The following is a 21,277-nucleotide window of genomic DNA, read 5'->3' as shown; positions in this document are numbered from 1 at the left end:
GCGCGGCGACATCATGGCGGGGAACAACCTGTGGATGCAGCGGGATGCGGCGGGGAATGCGAACAGCCAGGTGGTGAACACGTCGGGGAATATTGAGACGCAGAATGGGGATATTACCATCAGGACAGGAAGCCTGTTGAATGAGCGCGAGGGGATCAGTGAAACACGAAGCTATCAGGCCGCGACGGGCAGCCCTGCGGCAAGCGGCGCGACCTCCATTCGTGTAAAAGTCACAGACCTACCCCCTGATGAGTGGGGGTATATTTATACAATTTACAGTGGTGCGGGTGGCGGTAATATCTTCTCAATTGTCGCGCCGATGCCAAGTGGAGCAGTACAACGTTATCTGGTCGGATCGACCGTGGTCGATGTGACCGCAACAGGTGGCGTTGCGCGCATCGCCGCTAACCACGATCTGACTATCAATGCCGCTACGCTGAATAACCGTGCCGGTTATTTACTGGCCGGGAATGGGATGAACCTTTCCGGCAACAGCCTGAATAACCAGTCCTGGTTTGGTTATTCAGAGGATGAATATAAGGTCTATCGTTATAGTGGGAAAACAGGCAAGGTATCCAGCCTGAAAGGAAGCCCTGCCTCCGGCAACGATAACAACCGTCGTGTGACTTATACGCTGGATGGCGCGCCTCAGTACGAAACCCATACCACCGAACAAGCCCTCCGCGCGGTGATTCAGGCTGGCGGTCAGGTCACGGCGAATTTTACCAGTAATATCAGCAATACGGCGACGACCTCGAATGGCGGTGGAATAAGTCATTCGATACCTGCGCCGTCGCTGAACACCCTCAGCAACCAGAGTGTCGGCAGCGGCGTGCAAAAACAGGGGCTGAACACGACCGGCACCGTGGCGGTGACCTCGCCGCAGTGGAACGATCGGCTTCAGGGGGCGCTGCAGCAGCTTAACGGCGGCGGCGCGCTGGAAAACGGCGGCGCGTCCGGTACGCCTCTCAGCAACGTTGCCACCACGCAGAAAGGCAACGCGAACCTCGGCCAGCTGGGCGCACTGGCAAACGCCGGGGTCACCACGGCCGATCTCAGAACCGCTCAGGGTGGCGCCGTCGGGCATTATCAGGGCCAGCGCGTCGATACCAGCGCTTACCCGCTGCCGTCGGGCAACAACGGCTATTTTGTCTTCTCCGACAACCCGAAAAGCCCGTACCTGATCAGCATCAACCCGAAACTGAACGGTCTCGGACAGCTTGATCCCGCCCTGTTTGCCGACCTGAACGCAATGCTCGGGGTCAAACCGTCGTCCACGGCGCCGCAGGAGACGCGGCTGGCGTTTACCGACGAGAAGCAGTTCCTCGGCTCGTCCTATATGCTCGGCCGCCTCAACCTGAACCCGGATTACGACTACCGCTTCCTGGGCGATGCGGCATTCGATACCCGCTATGTCTCCAACGTGGTGCTCAACCAGACCGGTAACCGCTACCTGAACGGCATCGGCTCCGATCTGGATCAGATGCGCTATCTGATGGACAACGCCGCGGCGGCGCAGCAGTCGCTGGGCCTGCAGTTTGGCGTCTCGCTGACCGCCGATCAGATTGCCGCGCTCGACCACAGCCTGCTGTGGTGGGAGAAAGCCACCGTCAACGGCGAAACGGTGATGGTGCCGAAACTCTACCTGTCGCCGAAGGACGTCACCGTCAACAACGGCAGCGTGATCGCGGGCAACAACGTCACCCTGAAGGGCGGCAGCATCACCAACGGCGGCAGCTCGCTGCTGGCGAAAAACAGCCTGACGCTCGACAGCCAGAACAGCATCAGCAACCTCAGCAACGGCCTGATGAAAGCGGGCGGCGACCTGAACCTGAGCGCCATCGGCGATATCAATAACATCAGCTCCACCATCAGCGGAAAAACGGTCGCGCTGGAGAGCCTGGACGGCAGCATCAACAACCTGACGCAGGTTGAGCAGATTGATATCAACGCCGGAGGGAAGTACGGCAACATCGGCCTGAAGGACACCCTGCTGGGGAACACGGCGTCCATTACCGCGCAGGATGGCCTGTCGCTTGAGGCGGGTAAAAACATCACCGTCACCGGGGCGAACCTGTCCTCCGGCGGCGATATGCTGCTGAACGCGTGGGGCGATATTGCCGTCAACGCGAATCAGATCAACGACGCATTCAGCTCCAGCCGGGAGAAAACCAGCCGTTCCTCCGTCACGTATCAGGGAAGTAACGTCAGTGCGGGCGGCAACCTGCTGGTGAATGCCGGGCACAACCTTGACGTGACCGCCAGCGACCTGAAGGCGGGCGGCAGCGCGGGGCTGAGCGCGGGCAACGACCTGAACCTGAACGCGGAGCAAACAAGCGAAAGCAGCCGGAAAGGGAAAAGCGAATCCCACAGCACCGGGCTCGACCGCACCACGATTTCCGCAGGCGATAACCTGGTCCTGAAGGCCGGGCAGGATATCAACGCCCGGGCCGCCGCGCTGGCGGCGGAGAAAAGCGTCGGGCTGCAGGCGGGTCGCGACGTGAATCTGGCTGCGGAAGAGACCATACAGGGCGACAGTTATAAATCAGGCCGTAAAAAAGTGATTAACGAGTCGGTTCGCCAGTCGGGAACCGACATCACTGCGGGCGGGAATGTGACTGTTATCGCCGGACGGGATGTAACGGCACAGGCTGCAGATGTCTATGCCGCAGGCAATACAGCCGTGGCCGCCGGGCGGGATATCACCCTTTCCACTGCGACGGAAAGTGACTATACGTACCGGGAGGAGAAAAAGACGTCCGGTGGGTTCCTCAGCAAGAAAACCACTCACACCATCCACGAAGAGACGCATACGCGTGAGAAAGGTACGCAGCTTTCCGGTGACAACGTTGCTCTCCGGGCTGGTAACAACCTGACGGTGCAGGGCTCATCAGTTGCCGCTGAGCGCGATGTGGCCCTGAAGGCTGGAAATGATCTGACCGTGGAGGCAGCAACCAACACCGACACGTACTACGACATGAAAAAGACGAAGAAATCCGGCGTTTTCTCCAGCGGGTCGGGATTGGGTATCACCATCGGGTCGCAGTCTTCAAAAAGCACCCGACAGGGGGCAAATACAACGCAGAGCGATGCCCGCAGCACGGTGGGCACTGCTGGCGGTAATGTCATCATCAGCGCCGGAAATGACGTCCAGTTGAGCGCGGCAGATGTGGTTGCCGGAAGAGCGAAGGATGATTCCTCCCGCAAAACCGGCCATATCGATATCACTGGCGACAGCATTGCCATCCTTCCTGGACGGGATACGACCACTGAGTCCATGAAGCAGGAGTCCAAATCGTCTGGCGTCACGGTCAGTGTGAAAGCGCCATTTGAAGACACTGTGCGTAACGTGCGCGATATCGTTCGTGGTAAGGGCAACAGTGGCAACAGCACCGTCGATAAAGTGAAGGGGCTGGGGGCGGAAGGCGGTGCGCTCGCGCTTGACGGACCAGGCCAGATGATGGCCATTTCCGCAGGAAGCACCCGGTCTTCCTCTGAGTCGCACTACGAGGGCGAGTTTAACAGCGGCAGCCATCTTGCCGCCGCAGGCAATATCCAGATGACTGCCACCGGTAAACAGGGAGGCAGCAATAGCGGCAATATCCTGATTGCCGGAAGCCAGGCTAAGGCCGGTGAAACGGTGATCCTCGATGCGAAACGCGACGTTGATATCACCACCTCCACAGACAGCGAGAAATACGGCAACAGCACTAAAAATAGCGGCTGGAATCTCTCGAGCGCCCTGAGCGCCGGAAGTGCTGTTCGCGCCATTTCGGGTGGGGGTTCCCACGGCAATCAGCTCCTGCCGGGCGGGATGAGCAAGGCGGAGAGCAACAGTAGCGGCACCCGGACCACACAAAACGCGTCGGTCATTCAGGGCTCAGATATTTACGTTAACAGTCGTGACGGCAGCGTGAATATCAGCGGCAGCCTGATGACCGCCACGGACGATCTTCTGCTGTCAGCCACAAATGGAGATATCTCCGTTTCTGCCGGACGCGATACATCGCGCAGTGAGAGCAGCGGCAGCAGCAAATTGCTGGGGACTCTGGGAGGCGATGGTTACAGCGCCACGGCAGGCTACCGCCATGAAAAAAACAGCAGTCGGGAAGATAGCAGCCTCGAAAACGGATTGCGCAGCCAGCTAAGCAGCAAAAACGGTAACGTTGTCGCGCAGGCCGGTAACGATCTCTCCCTGTCAGGTACGGATATCCGTGCTGGTAAATCGGTCTCACTCAGTGGCGAAAATGTCCTCATGGGGGTGAGCCGGGATACCCGTGACGGTGAAAACCACAGCAGCAGCGCCCAGTATGGTGTGACGGCATCTGCTGGCGGCTGGGCTGTTGAGGCTGCTAAAGCCGCAGAGACGGCTGCCCGCAGCGCAGAAAACGGCGATGATCCACGGCTGACCGCCATCAGAACAGGCCAGTCGGCGGCAACCGCGGCGCAGGGCGCTATGTCGGACTCGTCGCTCATCAAGGCTAAAGTGTCTTTAACGGCGGGGACGTCATCTCAGGACAGTCGTTACCACAGTACCGACACGCAGGGCACTACCATTAATGCCGGCGAGAATGTCTCTGTTCGTGCCGGAAATGACATTGCCGGTATGGGGGTACAGATCGCGGGTAAACACGTGGCGCTGGATGCGGGGCGGGATATTCTGCTGTCTGCCTCCCAGAACACAACCCACTCTGAGAGTAAAAACAGCGGCAGCCAGTTCAGCGTCGGTGTCGGTGTGAGCCTGATTGGTGCGCAAAACGGCATCTCGGTGGAACTGGGAGCGTCACAGCATAAGGGCAAGGAAAACAGCCAGTCGCAGCGCAATACGAACAGCGTTGTCCATGCTGATGAACAGCTTACGGTGAACAGCGGACGCGACACCACCCTGAAAGGTGCGGAGCTGGAAGGTAACCGTGTGGTGGTCAACACCGGGCGCGATCTCACCATCAGCAGCGTGCAGGATACGGCCAGTTATGACAGCAAGCAGTCTTCGTCAGGCGCGTCCCTCAGCCTGTGCATACCGCCGCTGTGTTATGGTGCGTCTTCCGGTAGCGTCAGTGCATCGGGTGAGAATATCACCCAGAATGGTAAGAGCGTCGCTGAACAGAGCGGGATATTCGCAGGCAAGGGCGGCTTTGCTGTCACCACCGGAAATCATACCCAGCTTGACGGCGCGGTGATTGTATCCACGGCGTCTGCAGATAAAAATAGCCTCGACACGGGTACGCTGGGTTTCAGTAATCTCCACAACGAGAGCCAGACCAGCGGCAACGGCTATACGGTGGCGCTTTCCGGCAGCGCGGGCGGCAGCGGAAACGGTGAAAACCGCAACCTGGCACCGGCCATCGGTACGGGCCAGGCAGAAGAGAGCCACACCGGCACGACCTCATCAGCGGTGAGTGGCGGTAGCATTGTCATTCGCAACCCGGCGGGACAGAAACAGGATATTGCTGACCTGAGCCGTGATACGGCTGACGCCCACCACGGCGTGGACGTGAACGGTGATGTGCAGAAGGTCAGGGATAACCTGGCGGTCCAGAGCGAAGGCGCGGCCCTGGCTACCTCTGCGCTGGATGCTTACGGCAAGTATGCGGAGCAGAAAGCGCGGGAATCCAATGCGGCGCTGGGCGCGAAGCTGGCGTCAGAAGGAAAACTGCAGGGCGATACGCCGCAGGAGCAGGAAGCGTTCCTGAAGACGCAGCCCGGATATCAGAATACCGAATACGGTCCGGGGAGTGCCTTCTGGACGAAGGGCAGCGCAGCGGCAGGATTACTGGCAGGTGCGCTTGGCGGTAACCTGAAGGCAGGCGCGGCAGCGGGGGCGGCCCCTCTGCTGGCGACCCTGGTCAAGGAGCAGAAAGACCCGACAGCCCGTGCCGCGCTGCACGGTATTGTGGCTGCGGCGCTGACGCAGCTGAGTGGCGGGAGCACTGCGGATGGCCTGAAGGCCGGTGCTATAGGGGCCATTACGGCCTCGGCGATGACCGACCATCTGGTCAGTGCGCTGTATGGAGATAAAAAATCCAGTGACCTGACGCCAGAGGAGAAACGGCTGGTCAGTAGTCTCGTGAGTATCGCGGGTGGTCTGGCGGGCGCTGCGGTGACGGATGGTAGCGTCTCCATGGCGGCGATGGCGTCGGAAACGGCGAAGGTGGAGGTTGAGAATAACTCGCTGAGTGTCGTTATACAGGGCGGTAAACTGGCTGCACAGGGATGTCTGAAAATTTCTGCTTGCCGTGATCGCCTGGTTGCCAGTGGTCTGGGTGCTTTACTGGGGATTGGTGCATCCACATCAGCAATGGATACATTGTCACAAGATGAGCAGTTGCATCTGATCTATGTGGCCTCGCTCAATGATCCTTCCCAGCTCAGTCAGTTAAATGATGCTCAGAAAGCGGCCTATGAGTCCCTGACAGGTAAGACGATCACCAGTACTGGTGGTACGCAGGTCATCAACCCGGGACCATCAAACACTGGTGGAGACCAGACTGTAACCGGAAATACGCCCTCCAACACAGGGAATGATAGTGTAGCAACCGGAGGGATAAATCATACTGGTAATACCAACGGTGATGGAGCGTCAAACAATAATGGCTGGACGACAACTACGCCGGTTCCGGATTCTCCTTCAATGGATGATCTTTTCTATCAGAACGAGAAGATCCCCGGCCTTGAAAATGTTCGCCCTGAAAATCCCGGTTATCCAGCCAATCAGAGTGTTATTGAAAAAATGAACGAACCTAAGTTTATTGCCTGGATAGGCAATACAGATTGTACGGATTGCTCAGATATCGCACCTAAGCTTCTCGATGCAGCTGGCGGGCACGGGAAAATTATTGAAGCAAGGCCGACGACTCCGTACAATTTAAATGTGTATGAAAATGGAAAAATTGTACATGAACAAGCTTTCCATCAGGTTTATACCGATGGTCAGTATGTTTACGATCCAAGAGTGTCCTTAAAACCGATTCCTAAAGGAGATTGGGAAAAACATATCAAATCTATAAATCAGGGAAGTGTTACGATCTCTGATAAATTACAGGGGTTAAAATAATGTTTCCGATAGGTAAGAAAGAAACTATCTTGTTGGACTTCATTGGTTCTCTTGGAAAACTGGAGTGGTTACATTATCAGAGCCGTATCGAAGATGAATGGATAAATGACCATTTTGAAAAAATTGATCGCTCTAAGTACCCTCCTTATACCAGTTTTCGATTTGAAAAAGAGGTTCCAGAAGTTATTACCTTACTGGAAGATGCGATTCAATCATATAAAGGTAAAGTTGAGTGGTGTATGACCCATCATCCGAAAGAGTATGGTACTGGTGTTAATCATCGTATTTTGCCTACATTTGTTAAGAATCTCAGAGTCAGTGAAGGTATGGAAGATGTTAACGAGTATATTGAAAACCATTATCCTGATTTTGGCCCAATCGCCTATGAAGATCTTGTTGGACTGACGGAGCATGTTCAATCAGTTTTCAAAAATGCTGGATATGATGCATAAATTTTCTTTATATGCTCTGTAATAACATTTTGATATGGAGCCTTAACCCGTTATGCGTACGGACGGAAAGAAGTGTCAGGTGACTATTTTAATGAGAATGCCTTAACAATAATGGCTAGCGCCACCAATCCTGGCATCTGTCATTTCTCTATCCCGTCGACCCGGTAAGCGAAGCGCCACCGGGCCATGGCAGATTAATATTGACTCATCACCCTTTCGGGAACACCCAAACATGCTTCTCAGGCAACGAAAGATGGCAGTGCTGCGGATCCCGAACCTCATGCCCATACGCGCGGATCACAAAATCATCCCCCACCGTGCGGAAAAGGTACTCCCAGCGGTCGCCGAGATACATGCTGGTGAGCAGCGGCAGCTCAAGCTGATTTTCCCCTGGCCCCTCGACCACCGCCACGCGCTCGACGCGGATCACCGCCGTCGCTTCTTCACCGCTCTGCACCCCTTCACCGGCCTGGCCCCACAGCACCCAACCTTTTCCTTCGATACGCGCTTTGCCGTCGCGCACTTCGGTGACTTTGCCGTGCAGGCGGTTGTTGCTGCCCATAAACTCGGCGGTAAAAAGCGTTTTCGGCGAGCCGTACATCTCCTGCGGCGTGCCCTGTTGCTCAATTTTGCCGTTGTTAAGCAGCAGGATACGGTCGGAAATGGACATCGCTTCGTTCTGGTCGTGCGTCACCATCAGTGCCGATAGCCCGAGCTTGATAATCAGCTCGCGCAGGAACACGCGGGCCTCTTCGCGCAGCTTAGCGTCGAGGTTAGAGAGCGGTTCATCCAGCAAAATCACCGGCGGGTTGTACACCAGCGCCCGGCCAATCGCCACGCGCTGCTGCTGCCCGCCGGAGAGCTGGTGCGGGTGACGTTTGCCAAGATGGCCCAGACCAAGCTGGTCCAGCACGTCCTGCACGCGCTGCTGGATCTCTTTGGCCGGGACTTTGCGCAGCTTGAGCGGATAGGCCACGTTCTCAAACACGGTCTTGTGCGGCCACAGGGCATAGGACTGGAACACCAGCCCAAGGTTACGCTCTTCCGCCGGGACCTCGCTGCGCGGCGTGCCGTCGTAAACTTTATTATTGCCAATGACAATGGACCCCTGCGTCGGTTTTTCCAGACCCGCAACGGCGCGCAGGAGGGTGGTTTTACCGCTGCCGGAGGGGCCTAACAGTGAGACCACTTCGCCGCGCTTCAGGTTCATGGAGACACCTTTTAAAACAGGATTGTCGCCGTAGGTTAAGTGCAGATCGTCAACCGCTAATTCAATCATGTATTTTCACTCCGAAACGAAGGGCAATGCCCAGACCTACCACGACCAGCAGGATGTTAATGAAAGAGAGCGCCGCCACGATATCGATGGCACCCGCGGCCCAGAGGGAAACCAGCATCGAGCCGATGGTCTCCGTGCCGGGTGAAAGCAGGTACACACCCGTTGAATATTCGCGCTCAAAGATCAGGAACATCAGCAGCCACGAACCGATAAGACCGTAGCGGGAGAGCGGGATGGTGACGTGGCGGGTGATCTGCCCGCGCGTCGCCCCGGTGCTGCGCGCCGCTTCCTCAAGCTCCGGCCCAACCTGCAGCAGCGTGGAAGAGATCAGCCTCAGCCCGTAAGCCATCCACACCACGGTATAGGCCAGCCAGACGCTGAAAATGGTGCTGCGCAGCGAACGCAGCCAGACGATGACGTTTTCACGCATCCAGTCGGTCCAGGCGAACCCGGAAAGCCAGCCGGATTTCAGCGAGTTATCCAGCCACATCGGCAGGAACAGGAACACCCACAGGAACGCCAGACCCGCCAGCAGGCCAGGCACGGCGCGCGGCACCAGCACGCTGTAGTCCAGAAAACGCGTGGTGTTGTCCGGTTTACGGTGCATGGCAATGCCGACAAACAGGTAGCACACCACGGCCAGCGCGCCGCCAATCACGCCAATCGCCATGGAGTTGACGATGGCGCGCAGCAGGTTGGGCTGCGCCCAGATGGTGCGGAAGGTGTTCAGAGAAAGCTCGTCCCACAGCGAAACGCCCACGCCCCAGTTGGAGATAAACGCGCGCAATACCACGCCGAGCAGCGGAACGCCGATGGTGACGGTGAGCCAGAAGGCAATCACTCCGCCAGCCACCCAGCGCCATTTACCCAGCGGCAGCGCGCGGGCCTGCGAAGCCTTGCCCTTCATGGTGACGAAGCGGTTGGCGGTGCGCATCAGGCGACGCTGGAGCATCACCAGCGGGATGGTGATGCAGATCAGCACCACGGCAACCGCCGCCATCAGGTTATAGGATGGGGTGCCCATCTTGTTCGTCAGCTTATAGAGATAGGTCGCCAGCACCATGTTGCCTTCCGGGTCGCCGAGGACCAGCATCAGGCCGAACACTTCCAGCCCGAGGAAGAACAGCAGCACGGTGGCGTACAGAATGGACGGACGCACCATCGGCAGGCTGACGGAGGTCATCACCTGCCAGGGCGACGCGCCCGCGGTGCGCGCGGCTTCTTCCACATCGGAGCCCACGCTGCGCAGCGCAGACGATATATACAGATAGGCGTGCGGGACGTGCGTCAGGCCGGCGATGACCACAATGCTCGACATGTCGTAGATATTCCACGGCACAAAGCCAATCAGCGCCTGAGCCCACTGGGAGAGAAAGCCCACCGGACCGGCGGCCACCACGTAGCCAAAGCCCAGCACCATCGGTGAAACGAAGATCGGGACCAGGATCAGCGGCTCAATCAGCCGGCGGCCGGGCAGGTCGGTACGCACCATCAGAAACGCCAGCACGCCGCCCAGCGGAATGGAGATAAAGACCAGCCCGAAAGCAAGAATAAAGCCGCTTTTCAGGGCTTTATAAAAATCAGGGTCGGTGAAAATAAATTCAAATGATTCAAAGCTCCACTCTTTTGACGGCGAAAAGAACGGGGCGGACAGGAAGCTCTGTATCACGATAAACGACAGCGGCGTATAGATAACCAGGGCGGTTATCAGCACGACGATGCCTCGCGGCAGGCTTTGCCACTTTCTGCGTAATGTATTCATGGGGTATCCCTGGTGTTGCGGCCCAGAAAAACGAACTCAGTCGATAAGGGAGCGCGGCGGCCTGCGCCGCGCTCAGACGCTTATTTACCGGCGGCGGTACGCCACTCTTTGATGTACTCCAGGCGTTTTTTCGGCTGCAGGTATTCCAGCAGCGTTTCATCAACCGGAATTGGCTTCAGCGCGTTACCGAGGATTTTGGTCAGGCCGTCGATATCATTTTTCCCTTCGATATCGTTACGAATGGAGGGAATATCCGACTGATTGGCCAGAATGTTTTGCCCTTGTTCAGACAGCACATAGTCCAGCCACAGCTTAGCGGCGTTGCTGTTTTGCGATTGCTGGCTGATGAACGACACGCGCGACAGCACCAGGGTGTAATCTTTTGGATAGGAAATGCCGAGCGAAGGATCGTTCTTCGCGCGCGCTTCCGCGTAGGAACCGAGGATGTTGAAGCCGATCAGGTTTTCACCGGAGGAGACGCGCTCCATCATGGTGCCGGTAGACGACTGCACTGATAAGCCACCTTTGGCGACGTCGGCCAGGGTTTTGAAGTAATTAGGATCGGCGTTGTGATCCTGAACCGAGAGCATAAAGCCCAGACCCGATTTTTCGATGTCGTAGGTGGTGACTTTGCCCTTGAATTTGTCCGTCTGGCTGGCAATCAGTTTCGCCAGCGCGGCGTGAGAATCCGGCACGTCGCCAGCCGGGATCAGGCGCTTGTTGTAGATAAAGACCACCGGCTCATAGGTAGTGCCATAAGCCTTATCCTTCCAGACCGCCCATTTCGGCAGCTGGCTTTGCTCCGGCGATTTATACTCCATGGCGTAGTCGGTGGCGAGCTTCAGGCCGGTGTCCATAGAGGAGCTCCAGACCACGTCGCCGCTCACGCCACCGGAGGCCTGTTCGCTGATGAAGCGGTTGTACAGCTCGGTGCTGTTCATGTCGTTGTATTCGACTTTAATGCCCGGGTAGGTTTTTTCGAAGCCCTGGATCAGCGGTCCGGCGGCCTTGATGTCGGTGGTGGAGTAAATAACAACCTTGCCCTCTTTCGTTGCGGCATCAACAACTTTTTGATATTCAGCAGGATAGCCCTGCGGCAGGGCAGAGAGTGCAGAAGCAGAGAACAGTACAGTAGCGGTAAGCAGAGAAATTCGGAACGTGTTCGACATTATAGTTAACCTTTTAGTTACATTTGAGGAACTAATTGTCAACATAGCGTATCGGGCTCCACCCACAAGAGGGTGAAGCGGGCAATGATTCCGAAGTGTGATTGTCGCCGTCGTTTCAGCAATTAACACCATAAAATCCGCGAACGTTAGCCTGTGAACGATTCTGGATTACGGTTTATCGGGCGCTTTGCGGTATAACCTTCGCGGATGACCTATATTGCCATACAGCATTTCAACGCTGATTAACCCGCTCTCCACGCAGTATTCAAGGTAGCGACGCCCCGTGGTTTTGCTGATCCCCACGTTTTCCACCACCTCTTCAACCGACATCGCGGTATCGGGATGCTCGGCGAACAGGTTTTTAATCCGTTCCAGCGTTTGGGGTTCAATGCCCTTCGTCGACGGCGTAATGGAGGCTTCCGCGGCGGGAAGATTAAACAGGCGATCCAGCGCATGCTGGTCGACCACCTTCACCTGCTGCACGGTGTGGATGAAACGCATAAACCGCTCCAGCGAGGCGTGCAGGCGCTGGAAAAAGACGGGCTTAATCAGGTAGTCAAACGCGCCGCTGCGCATGGCGTGGCTGCAGGTCTGCATATCGCTTGCGGCGGTGATGAAAATCACCGAGCATTCGTAGCTTTTCAGTAGCGGATTATCAATTAACTCCACGCCTTTACCGTCCGGGAGATAGTTGTCCAGCAGGATAAGTCGCGGCTGGTGCTGACGAATCAGGCTGCATGCCTGCTCAATCGACGCGGCGATGCCCACCACGCGCAGATGGAAATTCTGCTCGATATACTCGCGATGCAGCTCCGCCAGGTGCGGCTCATCTTCAACTATCACAACGTCAAGTGGTCGGGTCATGCTGTTGCCCATTCGGAATAAACACAGAAAAAATAGTGCCCTGCGGCGTGTTGTCGGCAATCTCAATGCTGCCGCCGGCCTTGTCGATATATCCTGCCACCAGGAACAGGCCAATACCGTGCTCGGTACCCACAATGTCGTTTTCGCTGTCCGGCTTGCTGCTGAATCCCTGGCGGAAAATGTGCGGCTTCAACGCATCGTCCACCCCGCAGCCCCGGTCAGCCACCTCGATCAGCAGCTCCTGGTTACGGTCAGAAATGTAGAGTTCTACCGGCGCGTGGACCGGCGCGTTGAGTGTCGCCTCCACGGCGTTGTCCAGCAGGTTACCAATAATGGACATCAGCTCCGTTTCACTCAGCGCGGCAGGCATCCGGGTGAGCTGGCAGGCGGGGTCAAACAGCAGCTCGATGCCTTTTTCGCGCGCGCTGACGTATTTTCCGAGCAGCAGCCCGCACAGCGCCGGGGAGACAAAATGGGCTGAGACAAAGTCCAGCACACGCTGCGCGCCTTCTGACTGCACCTGAATGTAACGGATCGCCTCGTCATAGTGTTTCATCTGCAGTAACCCGACTAGCGTGGCGGTCCAGTTCAGCTGTTCGTGGCGCATAATGCGCAGGTTATCCGCATAGCGTTTGATCTGACTGAGCTGGCTGCTGAGCGTGTTGATGTCATTTTTGTCGCGAAAGCTGTACACCCAGCCGCTTTCAACGCCCGGTTCGACCTCAATGGCTACCCGGTTGACGATCACCTCGCGCTGGTTCAGCACCGCAATCTGGTCGTGGCTGCCAGCGCTCACTGAGGAGTAGCGCTGGGATAAAAACCCCGGCGCCGTCTGCAGAATGTCCTCCAGCGGTTTCCCGATAAGTTCATTCTCACTTTGCCGAATATCCAGCATTTCGCGTGCCGCGCGGTTAATTAAAATCAGCTGCTTCTCGCCATTAACGGCAAATACCCCTTCGTACATGGCTTCTAATAGCGCGCGCTGCTGCAAAACCAGCTGAGCGATATCTTTCGGCTCCAGCCGGAACATCTGTTTTTTTAAATTGCGGGTAAACAGCCAGGAGAAAATAAAAAGCAGCAGCAGAAGCGCTGCGCCGTATAGTCCGGACTGCCAGAGAATGCGGGCGTTAATATTGGCAATATACGAGGTCAGATAGCCGACCGAGACAATACCAATCACCTGATGCTGCGCGTTGAAGATGGGTGCTTTGCTGCGTAGCGACACGCCAATTCCGCCCTGACGCACGGAAATAATGGTTTTGCCCTTTAACACCTCCGCATTATCGCCGCCGATCATCGGTAAATTAATACGCTCCGGCGATTCCGAATGATAAAGGTGCTGCTCCTCGGTATCGCCAATCACAATGTAGCTGGCATCGCTTTCGGCGCGCAGCGGCTGAATTAACCGGGCTATTCCCGGAATATCTCTGGCCGCTACCATTGTCGCCAGACCCGGCATCAGCGCGATCTGGCTGGCCTGAACCCGGGCGCGCTGGCCGAGATCGTGATGGAGCTGTCGGTCAATAAAATGGAACAGGATTGTTCCCAGCAGAACTAACAGCAGGCAGGAGAAGCACACCAGCGCTAAAAACAGCTTTACCTGAAAAGAGAGTCTGCGTTTCATTCAACCTGCGGAAGTTATGTAAAAGTGACATTTGCCGAGCCTGACATGGGCCAATAGCGGACGCAATCTGGCGAGAAAAGAGTTGTGACCTGGCTTTTCGTTTTCGGCGTTATAGCCATCATGATCCCGTAAGGCTATGCTTCATTCAGCACGATAATAATTACAGAGGCAATGTCATGGATAAAGAACTACTGGATGCGGGTTACCGGGCCTATACCGGCGAGAAAATTGACGTTTACTTCAATACCGGGATCTGCAAACACTCAGGTAACTGCGTGCGTGGGAGCGCAAAGCTGTTTAATCTGAAACGTAAGCCGTGGATCATTCCCGATGAAGTGGACGTTGAAACGGTTGTACGCGTGATTGATACCTGCCCGAGCGGTGCGCTGAAGTATCGCCAAAAATAAGCGAGGAACCATGGATATTCTGGAAGGCCATAACAAGTTTTACGTCAATGATGCGAACGGCAACCAGGTCGCGGAGATTGTCTTTGTACCGACCGGCGAGCACCTGAGCATTATCGAGCACACCGACGTGGATGAGAGCCTGAAAGGGCAGGGCGTCGGTAAACAGCTGGTGGCGAGAGTGGTGGAGAAGATGCGCGGTGAGAACCGTAAAATTATCCCGCTGTGCCCGTTCGCGAAGCATGAGTTTGATAAAATGCGGGAATATGACGATATTCGGGCGTAAATAACACCGGCGATGGCCGGTGTTTTTTTATCTTACCTGCTCAAACAGCAATACCATCGCGATCAGCACCATTATCCCTCCTGACGCCATGCTCACCCTACGCGCCGCCTGTGGCCGGGTCGCCAGTACCGCTTTCGAACCATACCCCACCAGCAGATAGACCAGCGTACAGGTAATAAGGTGCATCACGCCAAGCGCGGACATCTGCATCGCTATCGACCAGCTTCCGGTCGGGTCGGTAAACTGCGGAAGCAGCGCCAGGAAAAGTAAAAACACTTTCGGGTTAAGGCCGCTAATGCAGAGTCCTTTCACCGCCCACTGTCTCCAGTTTCCCGCATGGTGGGTGGCCTTTTCCGGTGCGGCCGGGTGACGCAACAGTCCGATGCCAAGCCAGAGGAGATACACGGCCCCCGCAACGGTCAGCCCGGTTAACGCCATCGGGTGTTGAGCAATCACTACGCCCACGCCAGCCACCACAATCAGCGTAGCTAACAGATGCCCGGACATTAACCCCATCACCGCCGGTACCACGCGTCGCCCGTTAATCCCGGCGCTAATGGCGTAGGCCCAGTCGGCGCCCGGCGTCATGATGAGCAGAAAAGAAACCACCCAAAAGCCGGCCACAATACTCATTTCCATCGTCGTGAAAACTCCCGCAGTGCGTCAAACGTTGAGAAAAAGAATATCGCTAACCCTGCGAAATAGGCTTTCAATGTTATGCTCATAACACCGTGAAAATGAGAAAATCTTCCACATGGATAGCATCGATCGAAAAATTCTTGCTGAGCTACAGTCTGATGGCCGTTTATCCCTGACCGAGCTGGCAGAAAGAGTGAATCTGAGCCTCTCGCCGTGCCATCGTCGCGTGCGGGCGCTGGAGCAAAGCGGGGCCATAACGGGATACCGTGCCAGCCTCGACCCCGCCAAAATGGGATTCAACTTTCTGGCGATAGTGTTTGCGACGCTGAAGGAGGGTGACAGAAAGGCGGTTAGCGCGTTTGAAGCGGCGGTGGAGGAAATCCCGCAGATCGTGCTGGCACAGCGTCTGTTTGGCGATCCCGATTATCTGATGCACGTCGTGACCCGCGACCTGTCCGCTTTCCAGAAACTCTACGACGAGAAGCTCTCCGCCATGCCCGGCGTGCAGCACCTTCGCTCTACGCTTGTGATGAAAACGGTCGTGCAGGACAGACCTTTTCCGCTGTAAATGGCCTACCCGGCAGCGCGCCGGGCAGGAAAGGGGATTAGCCGACAAACATCACCGACACGCACAGCACGCCGACGATCAGCGTCAGCAGGTTGCCAATGGAGCGGTACTGTTTCAGTGACGGGATCAGATACGTCGACAGCGTCGGCATGATAAACAGGATCATGGCGATAAGCGGGCCGCTGATGGCGTAAATCATCGAAATGGCGTTCGGGTTAATGCAGCAGACGGCAAAGGTGATTAACGACACCCCCATAATGGAAATCGCGCGGTTAAAGGCGCGGCTCTTTTTCACGCCCACCTGATTGAGCGACGACTTCACGATCTCCGTCGCCCCTTCAATCACCCCAAAATAGGTGCCGAGGAACGATTTCGACATCGCAATAATCGCCACGATAATCCCGGAAATGCCCAGCCACGCCGGAGAAGAAGGCATCATCGACAGCGCGGACAGGATCGTTACCCCTTGCTCTTTGGCGGCCACAATGTACGACGGCGGAATTGAGAGCAGGCAGCTGAAGACAAAAAACAGCACGCTCAGGCAGATGATTAGGTACGCCACCTTCATGATTTTCTTACATTTATCCATGGCGCCGTCGGCAAACTTCTCGCGACGGTCAACGGCAAACGTTGAGATAATCGGGGTATGGCTGAAAGCAAACACCATCACCGGAATCGAAATCCATACCTGATGCAGCGTATGGCGATCGACGGCCATCTGGCTGGTCAACAGCGAGGGTTGCCAGCTTCCGGTCAGATAGAGCGAGACAAACAGGAAATAGGCAATCAGCGGAAACACCAGGAAGCCCATCACTTTTATCGTGATATGGCGTCCCATCAGGAAGATCAGATTCAGAACCAGCACCACCCCTAGGCTGACCAGCACGCGAACGGCGGTATCCACCGTCAGGTGTTTCGCCAGCTGCTCCGTGAGCGAGTTGGTGATGGCCACCGCATAAATCTGCACCACCACAAAGAAGGCGATGAAATAGAGCGTGGTGATCAGATTGCCAATCTTCCTGCCGTAATAGTGCGAGACGGCGCCGGTGATCCCTTCGTTGCCTTTTGTTTTCGACGACAGGATAAATTGCGCCAGCGCCCGGTGCGGCCAGTAGGTTAAGGGATAGGCCACGAGGGCGGTAATAAACAGGACGATAGCGCCTGCGGAGCCCAGCTGAATGGGCAAGAACAGCGTTCCTGCGCCCACGGCCGTGCCATAGAGAGCGAAACTCCATAGAGTCTCATCTTTTGACCAAATTTTCGACATTAGAGCAACGTATCAACTATCAAACCATCGGAATGGCGTGCAATTTACCATAGTTATGCCTGAAGAGCGCAGTTGCTTCGACGGAGTTTGGCCGGAACGGGCGTCCGGCCAGAGGCGGTTTAGCCTGCCAGGGCTCGCCGTTGCTGGCGACGCTTAAGAAATTTCTCGCGCAGGCAATCGTATGCCCAGTTATAGAACATGGTGTAGGGCAGGAAGAACAGGAAGAAACCTATTTCCAGCGTGAATGCCTGAAGCAGGGTAACGCCCAGCACAGCGGCGACAATCGACACGCCAATCACAATAAACCCGCATTCGAACCCCAGCGCATGCAGCGCACGCACTTTTGCGGTACGTTTGACGCGCTGAACGGGCCAGAAACGGTCGAAGCCGAAGTTATAAAGAATGTTCCACAGCATGGCGGTGGTGGCCAGGATAATGGTCAACCCCCCCATCTCCACCACGGAACGCTGCATGAGCCACGCCGCCGTAGGGGCGAGGATCGCCGTCGCAATCCCTTCGAAACAGACAGCATGAAAGATCCGCTCCGGCAGTTTACGTTGGAGTGCATCCTGATGTTGCATAGTCATAGACCTCATTAATTCGCCGGTATGGGCGTTGATGCAGCCTATTTTTATCGCTAAAGCTGATATATTAAAGATAGTATCCATCGCTAAAGTAGATAGGTTATGCGCTATTCACCCGAAGCCCTCAAGGCGTTTGTCGAGACCGTTGCGGCGGGCTCTTTCTCTGCTGCCGCACGCCGGCTGCGTAAAAGCCAGTCGACGATCAGCACGTCGATTGCCAATCTTGAAGCCGATCTCGGTTTCGAGCTGTTTGACCGCTCGGCGCGCCAGCCGGTGTTAACGGTCCAGGGAGAACAGGTGCTGGGCTACGTGCAGGCTATCCTGGCCGCCAGCACGCGGCTGGACGAACTGGCGGTGTCGCTAACGGCGCAAACGGAGGCGCGTCTGACGTTTGTCCTTTCCGATACCCTCAACCCGGACGTGCTGGAAGAGATGATGAAGCAGTTTGACGCGCATTTTCCCCATACGGAATTTGAATGTCTGATTGGCGAGGAAGAGGACGTGATCGATCTGCTGCAAAAGGAGCGAGCGCAGATTGGCCTGACGGAAGCGCGCGACAGTTACCCTACGGATATTGGCGTCACCCGCCTGCCGATGCAGACCCGCATGGCGATCTACGTCGCGACCACGCATCCGCTGGCCGGACAACATGACGTTCAGCATGACGAGCTGCACGGCTGGCGAGAGCTGCGGCTCAGCACCTATCTTGAGCGCGAGGCTGAGATCGCGCGCGGGCCCGTCTGGTCAGCACCGAATTACCTGTTACTCTTGAGTATGGCGGTACAGGGATTTGGCTGGTGCGTGCTGCCGTGCGCGCTGGTGGATGAATTTGCCGCCGCGAAATCCCTGGTACAGCTCAGTGTTCCCGGCTGGCCGCGGGCGATCGGCATCGATCTGCTGTGGAATAAACGATCCCCTCCCGGCGTTGCCGGCAGCTGGCTGCGGCAGTATCTGCAGGATGCGCGCTGATCCTTGTGATTAAACTCACTATTTTTAAACAATTAAGATAATTGCCAGTAACAATCCTCTACTATCGTCATGTCATTTAACACAGAGGTCGTGATGAAAGATGTCGTAATAGTGGGTGCGTTGCGTACAGCTATCGGCTGTTTTCAGGGAGCGCTCGCGCGTCACTCGGCGGTTGACCTGGGCAGCGTGGTGGTAAAAGCGCTGGTGGAACGCAGCGGGATCGCAGCACATGAAGTTGATGAGGTGATCCTGGGACAGGTCCTCACGGCCGGTGCCGGGCAAAACCCTGCGCGTCAGGCGGCGCTGAAAGGCGGGCTGCCCAATACCGTTTCGGCCATCACCATCAACGACGTCTGTGGTTCAGGATTAAAAGCGCTGCATCTCGCGACGCAAGCCATTCAGTGTGGTGAAGCGGACGTGATCATAGCGGGCGGGCAGGAGAATATGAGCCGCGCGCCGCACGTGTTGACCGACAGCCGGACCGGCGCACAGCTTGGCAACAGTCAGCTGCTCGACAGCCTGGTGCATGACGGGCTTTGGGATGCGTTCAATGACTATCATATGGGCGTGACGGCGGAAAACCTGGCGCGCGAGTACGGCATCAGCCGTGAGGTGCAGGATGCCTATGCGCTAAGCTCGCAGCAAAAAGCGCGTGCGGCAATTGATTCCGGTCGCTTTCGCGACGAGATTGTTCCGGTCAGCATGCAGCGTCAGAGCGGCGAGCGTATCCTCGTGGATACCGATGAACAGCCGCGCACTGACGCCAGCGCAGAAGGCCTGGCGAGGCTGAACCCCGCGTTTGAAATGCAGGGCTCGGTGACGGCGGGAAATGCTTCTTCCATTAACGATGGCGCTGCCGCCGTTATGATGATGAGCGAAAGCAAAGCCCTTGAACTCGATCTTCCGGTCCTGGCCCGCATTAAGGCGTTCGCCAGCGTAGGGGTTGATCCTGCGTTAATGGGGATCGCACCGGTCTACGCGACCCGCCGCTGCCTGGAGCGCGCGGGGTGGCAGCTTTCGGATGTGGATCTGATCGAGGTGAACGAAGCCTATGCCGCGCAGGCGATCTCCGTCGGAAAAATGCTTGAGTGGGATCCCCTGCGGGTCAACGTTAACGGCGGCGCGATCGCGCTGGGCCATCCTATCGGTGCGTCCGGCTGCCGGATCCTGGTTTCGCTGGTCCACGAAATGAAAAAGCGCAATGCCCGCAAAGGGATTGCCACACTCTGTATAGGCGGCGGGCAAGGGGTGGCGCTGGCCATCGAACGCTAACCTCTTCTCATTAAAAATGACCTCCTCCGGGAGGTTTTTTTTTCGCGTCCTTTTTCTCCCGGCGGTTGAATTGTGATCCGAACATCATTTTCGTTATAAACAAAAATAAAAATGAAACGTTGTTTTAAATACAATTGAAAAGCCCACTTTATGCCGATAGTATGTGCTCATTATGAAAAACGGAACGCTGTTTCGTTTATTTCCGCCTTCGGGCATGACCACATCTGGAGGTTACCGTGGACGTCAGAGAAAGCATCCACAGTGCGCACGCCAAAACGCTGGATACTCACGGGCTGCGCAATGCATTTTTAGTCGAGCAGGTATTCGAGGCCGACAGGTACACCATGGTTTACAGCCATATCGACCGCATCATTGTGGGCGGGATTCTGCCCGTCACGAAAAGCGTCTCCGTGGGCGGTGAGGTCGGTAAACAGCTGGGTGTGAGCTACTTCCTCGAGCGTCGCGAGCTGGGGGTGATTAACATCGGCGGGCCGGGCACCATCACCGTAGACGGAAAATGCTATGAGATTGGCCATCGCGAGGCGTTGTACGTGGGTAAAGGGGCGAAAGACGTGGTCTTTGCCAGCATCGACGGCAGCAGGCCTGCGAAGTTTTACTACAACTGCGCGCCGGCTCACTCCACCTACCCAACCAAAAAAGTGACCACCGCAGACGTCGCACCCGTGACGCTGGGCGATAACCTCACCAGCAACCGCCGCACCATCAATAAATACTTCGTGCCGGACGTGCTGGAGACCTGCCAGCTCAGCATGGGATTGACCGAGCTGGCACCGGGCAATCTGTGGAACACCATGCCGTGCCATACCCACGAGCGCCGGATGGAAGTCTACTTCTACTTCAACATGGATGAGGACGCCTGCGTATTCCACATGATGGGACAGCCGCAGGAAACGCGCCATATCGTGATGCACAACGAGCAGGCGGTGATTTCACCGAGCTGGTCCATTCACTCCGGCGTAGGGACGAAAGCCTACACCTTTATCTGGGGAATGGTGGGGGAAAACCAGGTCTTTGATGATATGGACCACGTTGCGGTCAGCGATCTGCGCTAGTCGCGGGCGGT

At 56.4% G+C, this 21,277-nt stretch carries 16 protein-coding genes; 8 read left to right on the top strand and 8 right to left on the bottom strand.

Features of this window, described 5'->3' with window-relative positions:
• The first annotated feature begins 13 nt into the window (after positions 1 to 13).
• Both IM317_RS07545 and IM317_RS07540 read left to right on the top strand, forming a co-directional pair.
• Entirely contained in the window at positions 14 to 7,054 is a 7,041-nt protein-coding gene (locus IM317_RS07545; protein ID WP_305038653.1) for a hemagglutinin repeat-containing protein, read from the top strand.
• Complete coding sequence (locus tag IM317_RS07540) at positions 7,054 to 7,506, top strand: hypothetical protein (RefSeq protein ID WP_033146464.1); 453 nt, start codon at positions 7,054 to 7,056, stop codon at positions 7,504 to 7,506. Before IM317_RS07545 ends, IM317_RS07540 begins: the two co-directional genes overlap by 1 nt.
• Positions 7,507 to 7,714: 208 nt before the next feature.
• Here IM317_RS07540 and IM317_RS07535 read toward each other — a convergent pair whose 3' ends face one another.
• From IM317_RS07535 to IM317_RS07515, 5 genes are all read right to left on the bottom strand, one after another.
• Complete coding sequence (locus tag IM317_RS07535) at positions 7,715 to 8,785, bottom strand: ABC transporter ATP-binding protein (RefSeq protein WP_023333294.1); 1,071 nt, start codon at positions 8,783 to 8,785, stop codon at positions 7,715 to 7,717.
• A complete protein-coding gene (locus IM317_RS07530) occupies positions 8,778 to 10,547 on the bottom strand; it encodes an iron ABC transporter permease (RefSeq protein ID WP_023309073.1) in 1,770 nt (589 codons plus the stop codon). Before IM317_RS07530 ends, IM317_RS07535 begins: the two co-directional genes overlap by 8 nt.
• A gap of 80 nt (positions 10,548 to 10,627) precedes the next feature.
• The gene (locus tag IM317_RS07525) at positions 10,628 to 11,716 is read right to left on the bottom strand and encodes an ABC transporter substrate-binding protein (RefSeq protein ID WP_033146463.1); all 1,089 of its coding nucleotides are present in this window, start codon (positions 11,714 to 11,716) and stop codon (positions 10,628 to 10,630) included.
• Positions 11,717 to 11,884: 168 nt separating this feature from the next.
• Positions 11,885 to 12,580, bottom strand: coding sequence for a response regulator (locus IM317_RS07520; protein WP_075202213.1), 696 nt, complete (start codon positions 12,578 to 12,580; stop codon positions 11,885 to 11,887).
• The gene (locus IM317_RS07515) at positions 12,564 to 14,204 is read right to left on the bottom strand and encodes a sensor histidine kinase (RefSeq protein WP_033146461.1); all 1,641 of its coding nucleotides are present in this window, start codon (positions 14,202 to 14,204) and stop codon (positions 12,564 to 12,566) included. The genes IM317_RS07520 and IM317_RS07515 overlap by 17 nt, the downstream gene beginning before the upstream one ends.
• A gap of 176 nt (positions 14,205 to 14,380) precedes the next feature.
• On the opposite strand from IM317_RS07515, the gene yjdI reads away from it, so the two are divergent.
• Both yjdI and IM317_RS07505 read left to right on the top strand, forming a co-directional pair.
• Positions 14,381 to 14,611, top strand: a complete 231-nt coding sequence (gene yjdI, locus IM317_RS07510) for a 4Fe-4S mono-cluster protein YjdI (protein WP_008499689.1) — start codon at positions 14,381 to 14,383, stop codon at positions 14,609 to 14,611.
• Positions 14,612 to 14,621: 10 nt separating this feature from the next.
• Positions 14,622 to 14,894, top strand: a complete 273-nt coding sequence (locus IM317_RS07505; protein WP_033146460.1) for a GNAT family N-acetyltransferase — start codon at positions 14,622 to 14,624, stop codon at positions 14,892 to 14,894.
• Between the two features lie 27 nt (positions 14,895 to 14,921).
• Here IM317_RS07505 and IM317_RS07500 read toward each other — a convergent pair whose 3' ends face one another.
• The gene (locus tag IM317_RS07500; RefSeq protein ID WP_033146459.1) at positions 14,922 to 15,533 is read right to left on the bottom strand and encodes a LysE family translocator; all 612 of its coding nucleotides are present in this window, start codon (positions 15,531 to 15,533) and stop codon (positions 14,922 to 14,924) included.
• Positions 15,534 to 15,648: 115 nt separating this feature from the next.
• Here IM317_RS07500 and IM317_RS07495 point away from each other — a divergent pair, with 115 nt between their 5' ends.
• The gene (locus IM317_RS07495; protein WP_029742214.1) at positions 15,649 to 16,101 is read left to right on the top strand and encodes an Lrp/AsnC family transcriptional regulator; all 453 of its coding nucleotides are present in this window, start codon (positions 15,649 to 15,651) and stop codon (positions 16,099 to 16,101) included.
• 37 nt (positions 16,102 to 16,138) lie between these two features.
• Here the strand turns inward: IM317_RS07495 and IM317_RS07490 are convergent, their stop codons facing one another.
• Both IM317_RS07490 and IM317_RS07485 read right to left on the bottom strand, forming a co-directional pair.
• The gene (locus tag IM317_RS07490; protein ID WP_033146458.1) at positions 16,139 to 17,368 is read right to left on the bottom strand and encodes an amino acid permease; all 1,230 of its coding nucleotides are present in this window, start codon (positions 17,366 to 17,368) and stop codon (positions 16,139 to 16,141) included.
• 119 nt (positions 17,369 to 17,487) lie between these two features.
• Positions 17,488 to 17,949, bottom strand: a complete 462-nt coding sequence (locus IM317_RS07485; protein WP_032660189.1) for a multidrug/biocide efflux PACE transporter — start codon at positions 17,947 to 17,949, stop codon at positions 17,488 to 17,490.
• A 105-nt stretch (positions 17,950 to 18,054) separates the two neighbouring features.
• Here IM317_RS07485 and IM317_RS07480 point away from each other — a divergent pair, with 105 nt between their 5' ends.
• The 3 genes from IM317_RS07480 to kduI all read left to right on the top strand — a co-directional run bounded on the left by IM317_RS07480 (position 18,055) and on the right by kduI (position 21,266).
• On the top strand, positions 18,055 to 18,921 hold the full coding sequence (locus IM317_RS07480; RefSeq protein WP_033146457.1) for a LysR family transcriptional regulator: 867 nt from the start codon (positions 18,055 to 18,057) through the stop codon (positions 18,919 to 18,921).
• 93 nt (positions 18,922 to 19,014) lie between these two features.
• Positions 19,015 to 20,193, top strand: a complete 1,179-nt coding sequence (locus IM317_RS07475) for an acetyl-CoA C-acetyltransferase (RefSeq protein WP_033146456.1) — start codon at positions 19,015 to 19,017, stop codon at positions 20,191 to 20,193.
• Positions 20,194 to 20,429: 236 nt separating this feature from the next.
• Positions 20,430 to 21,266, top strand: a complete 837-nt coding sequence (gene kduI / locus IM317_RS07470) for a 5-dehydro-4-deoxy-D-glucuronate isomerase (RefSeq protein WP_033146455.1) — start codon at positions 20,430 to 20,432, stop codon at positions 21,264 to 21,266.
• The last annotated feature ends 11 nt before the right edge of the window (positions 21,267 to 21,277 follow it).

It is taken from the genome of Enterobacter cloacae complex sp. S3 (assembly GCF_014930495.1).
GTDB lineage: Bacteria > Pseudomonadota > Gammaproteobacteria > Enterobacterales > Enterobacteriaceae > Enterobacter > Enterobacter asburiae_B.
This window is presented reverse-complemented; position numbering and strand designations above follow the sequence as displayed.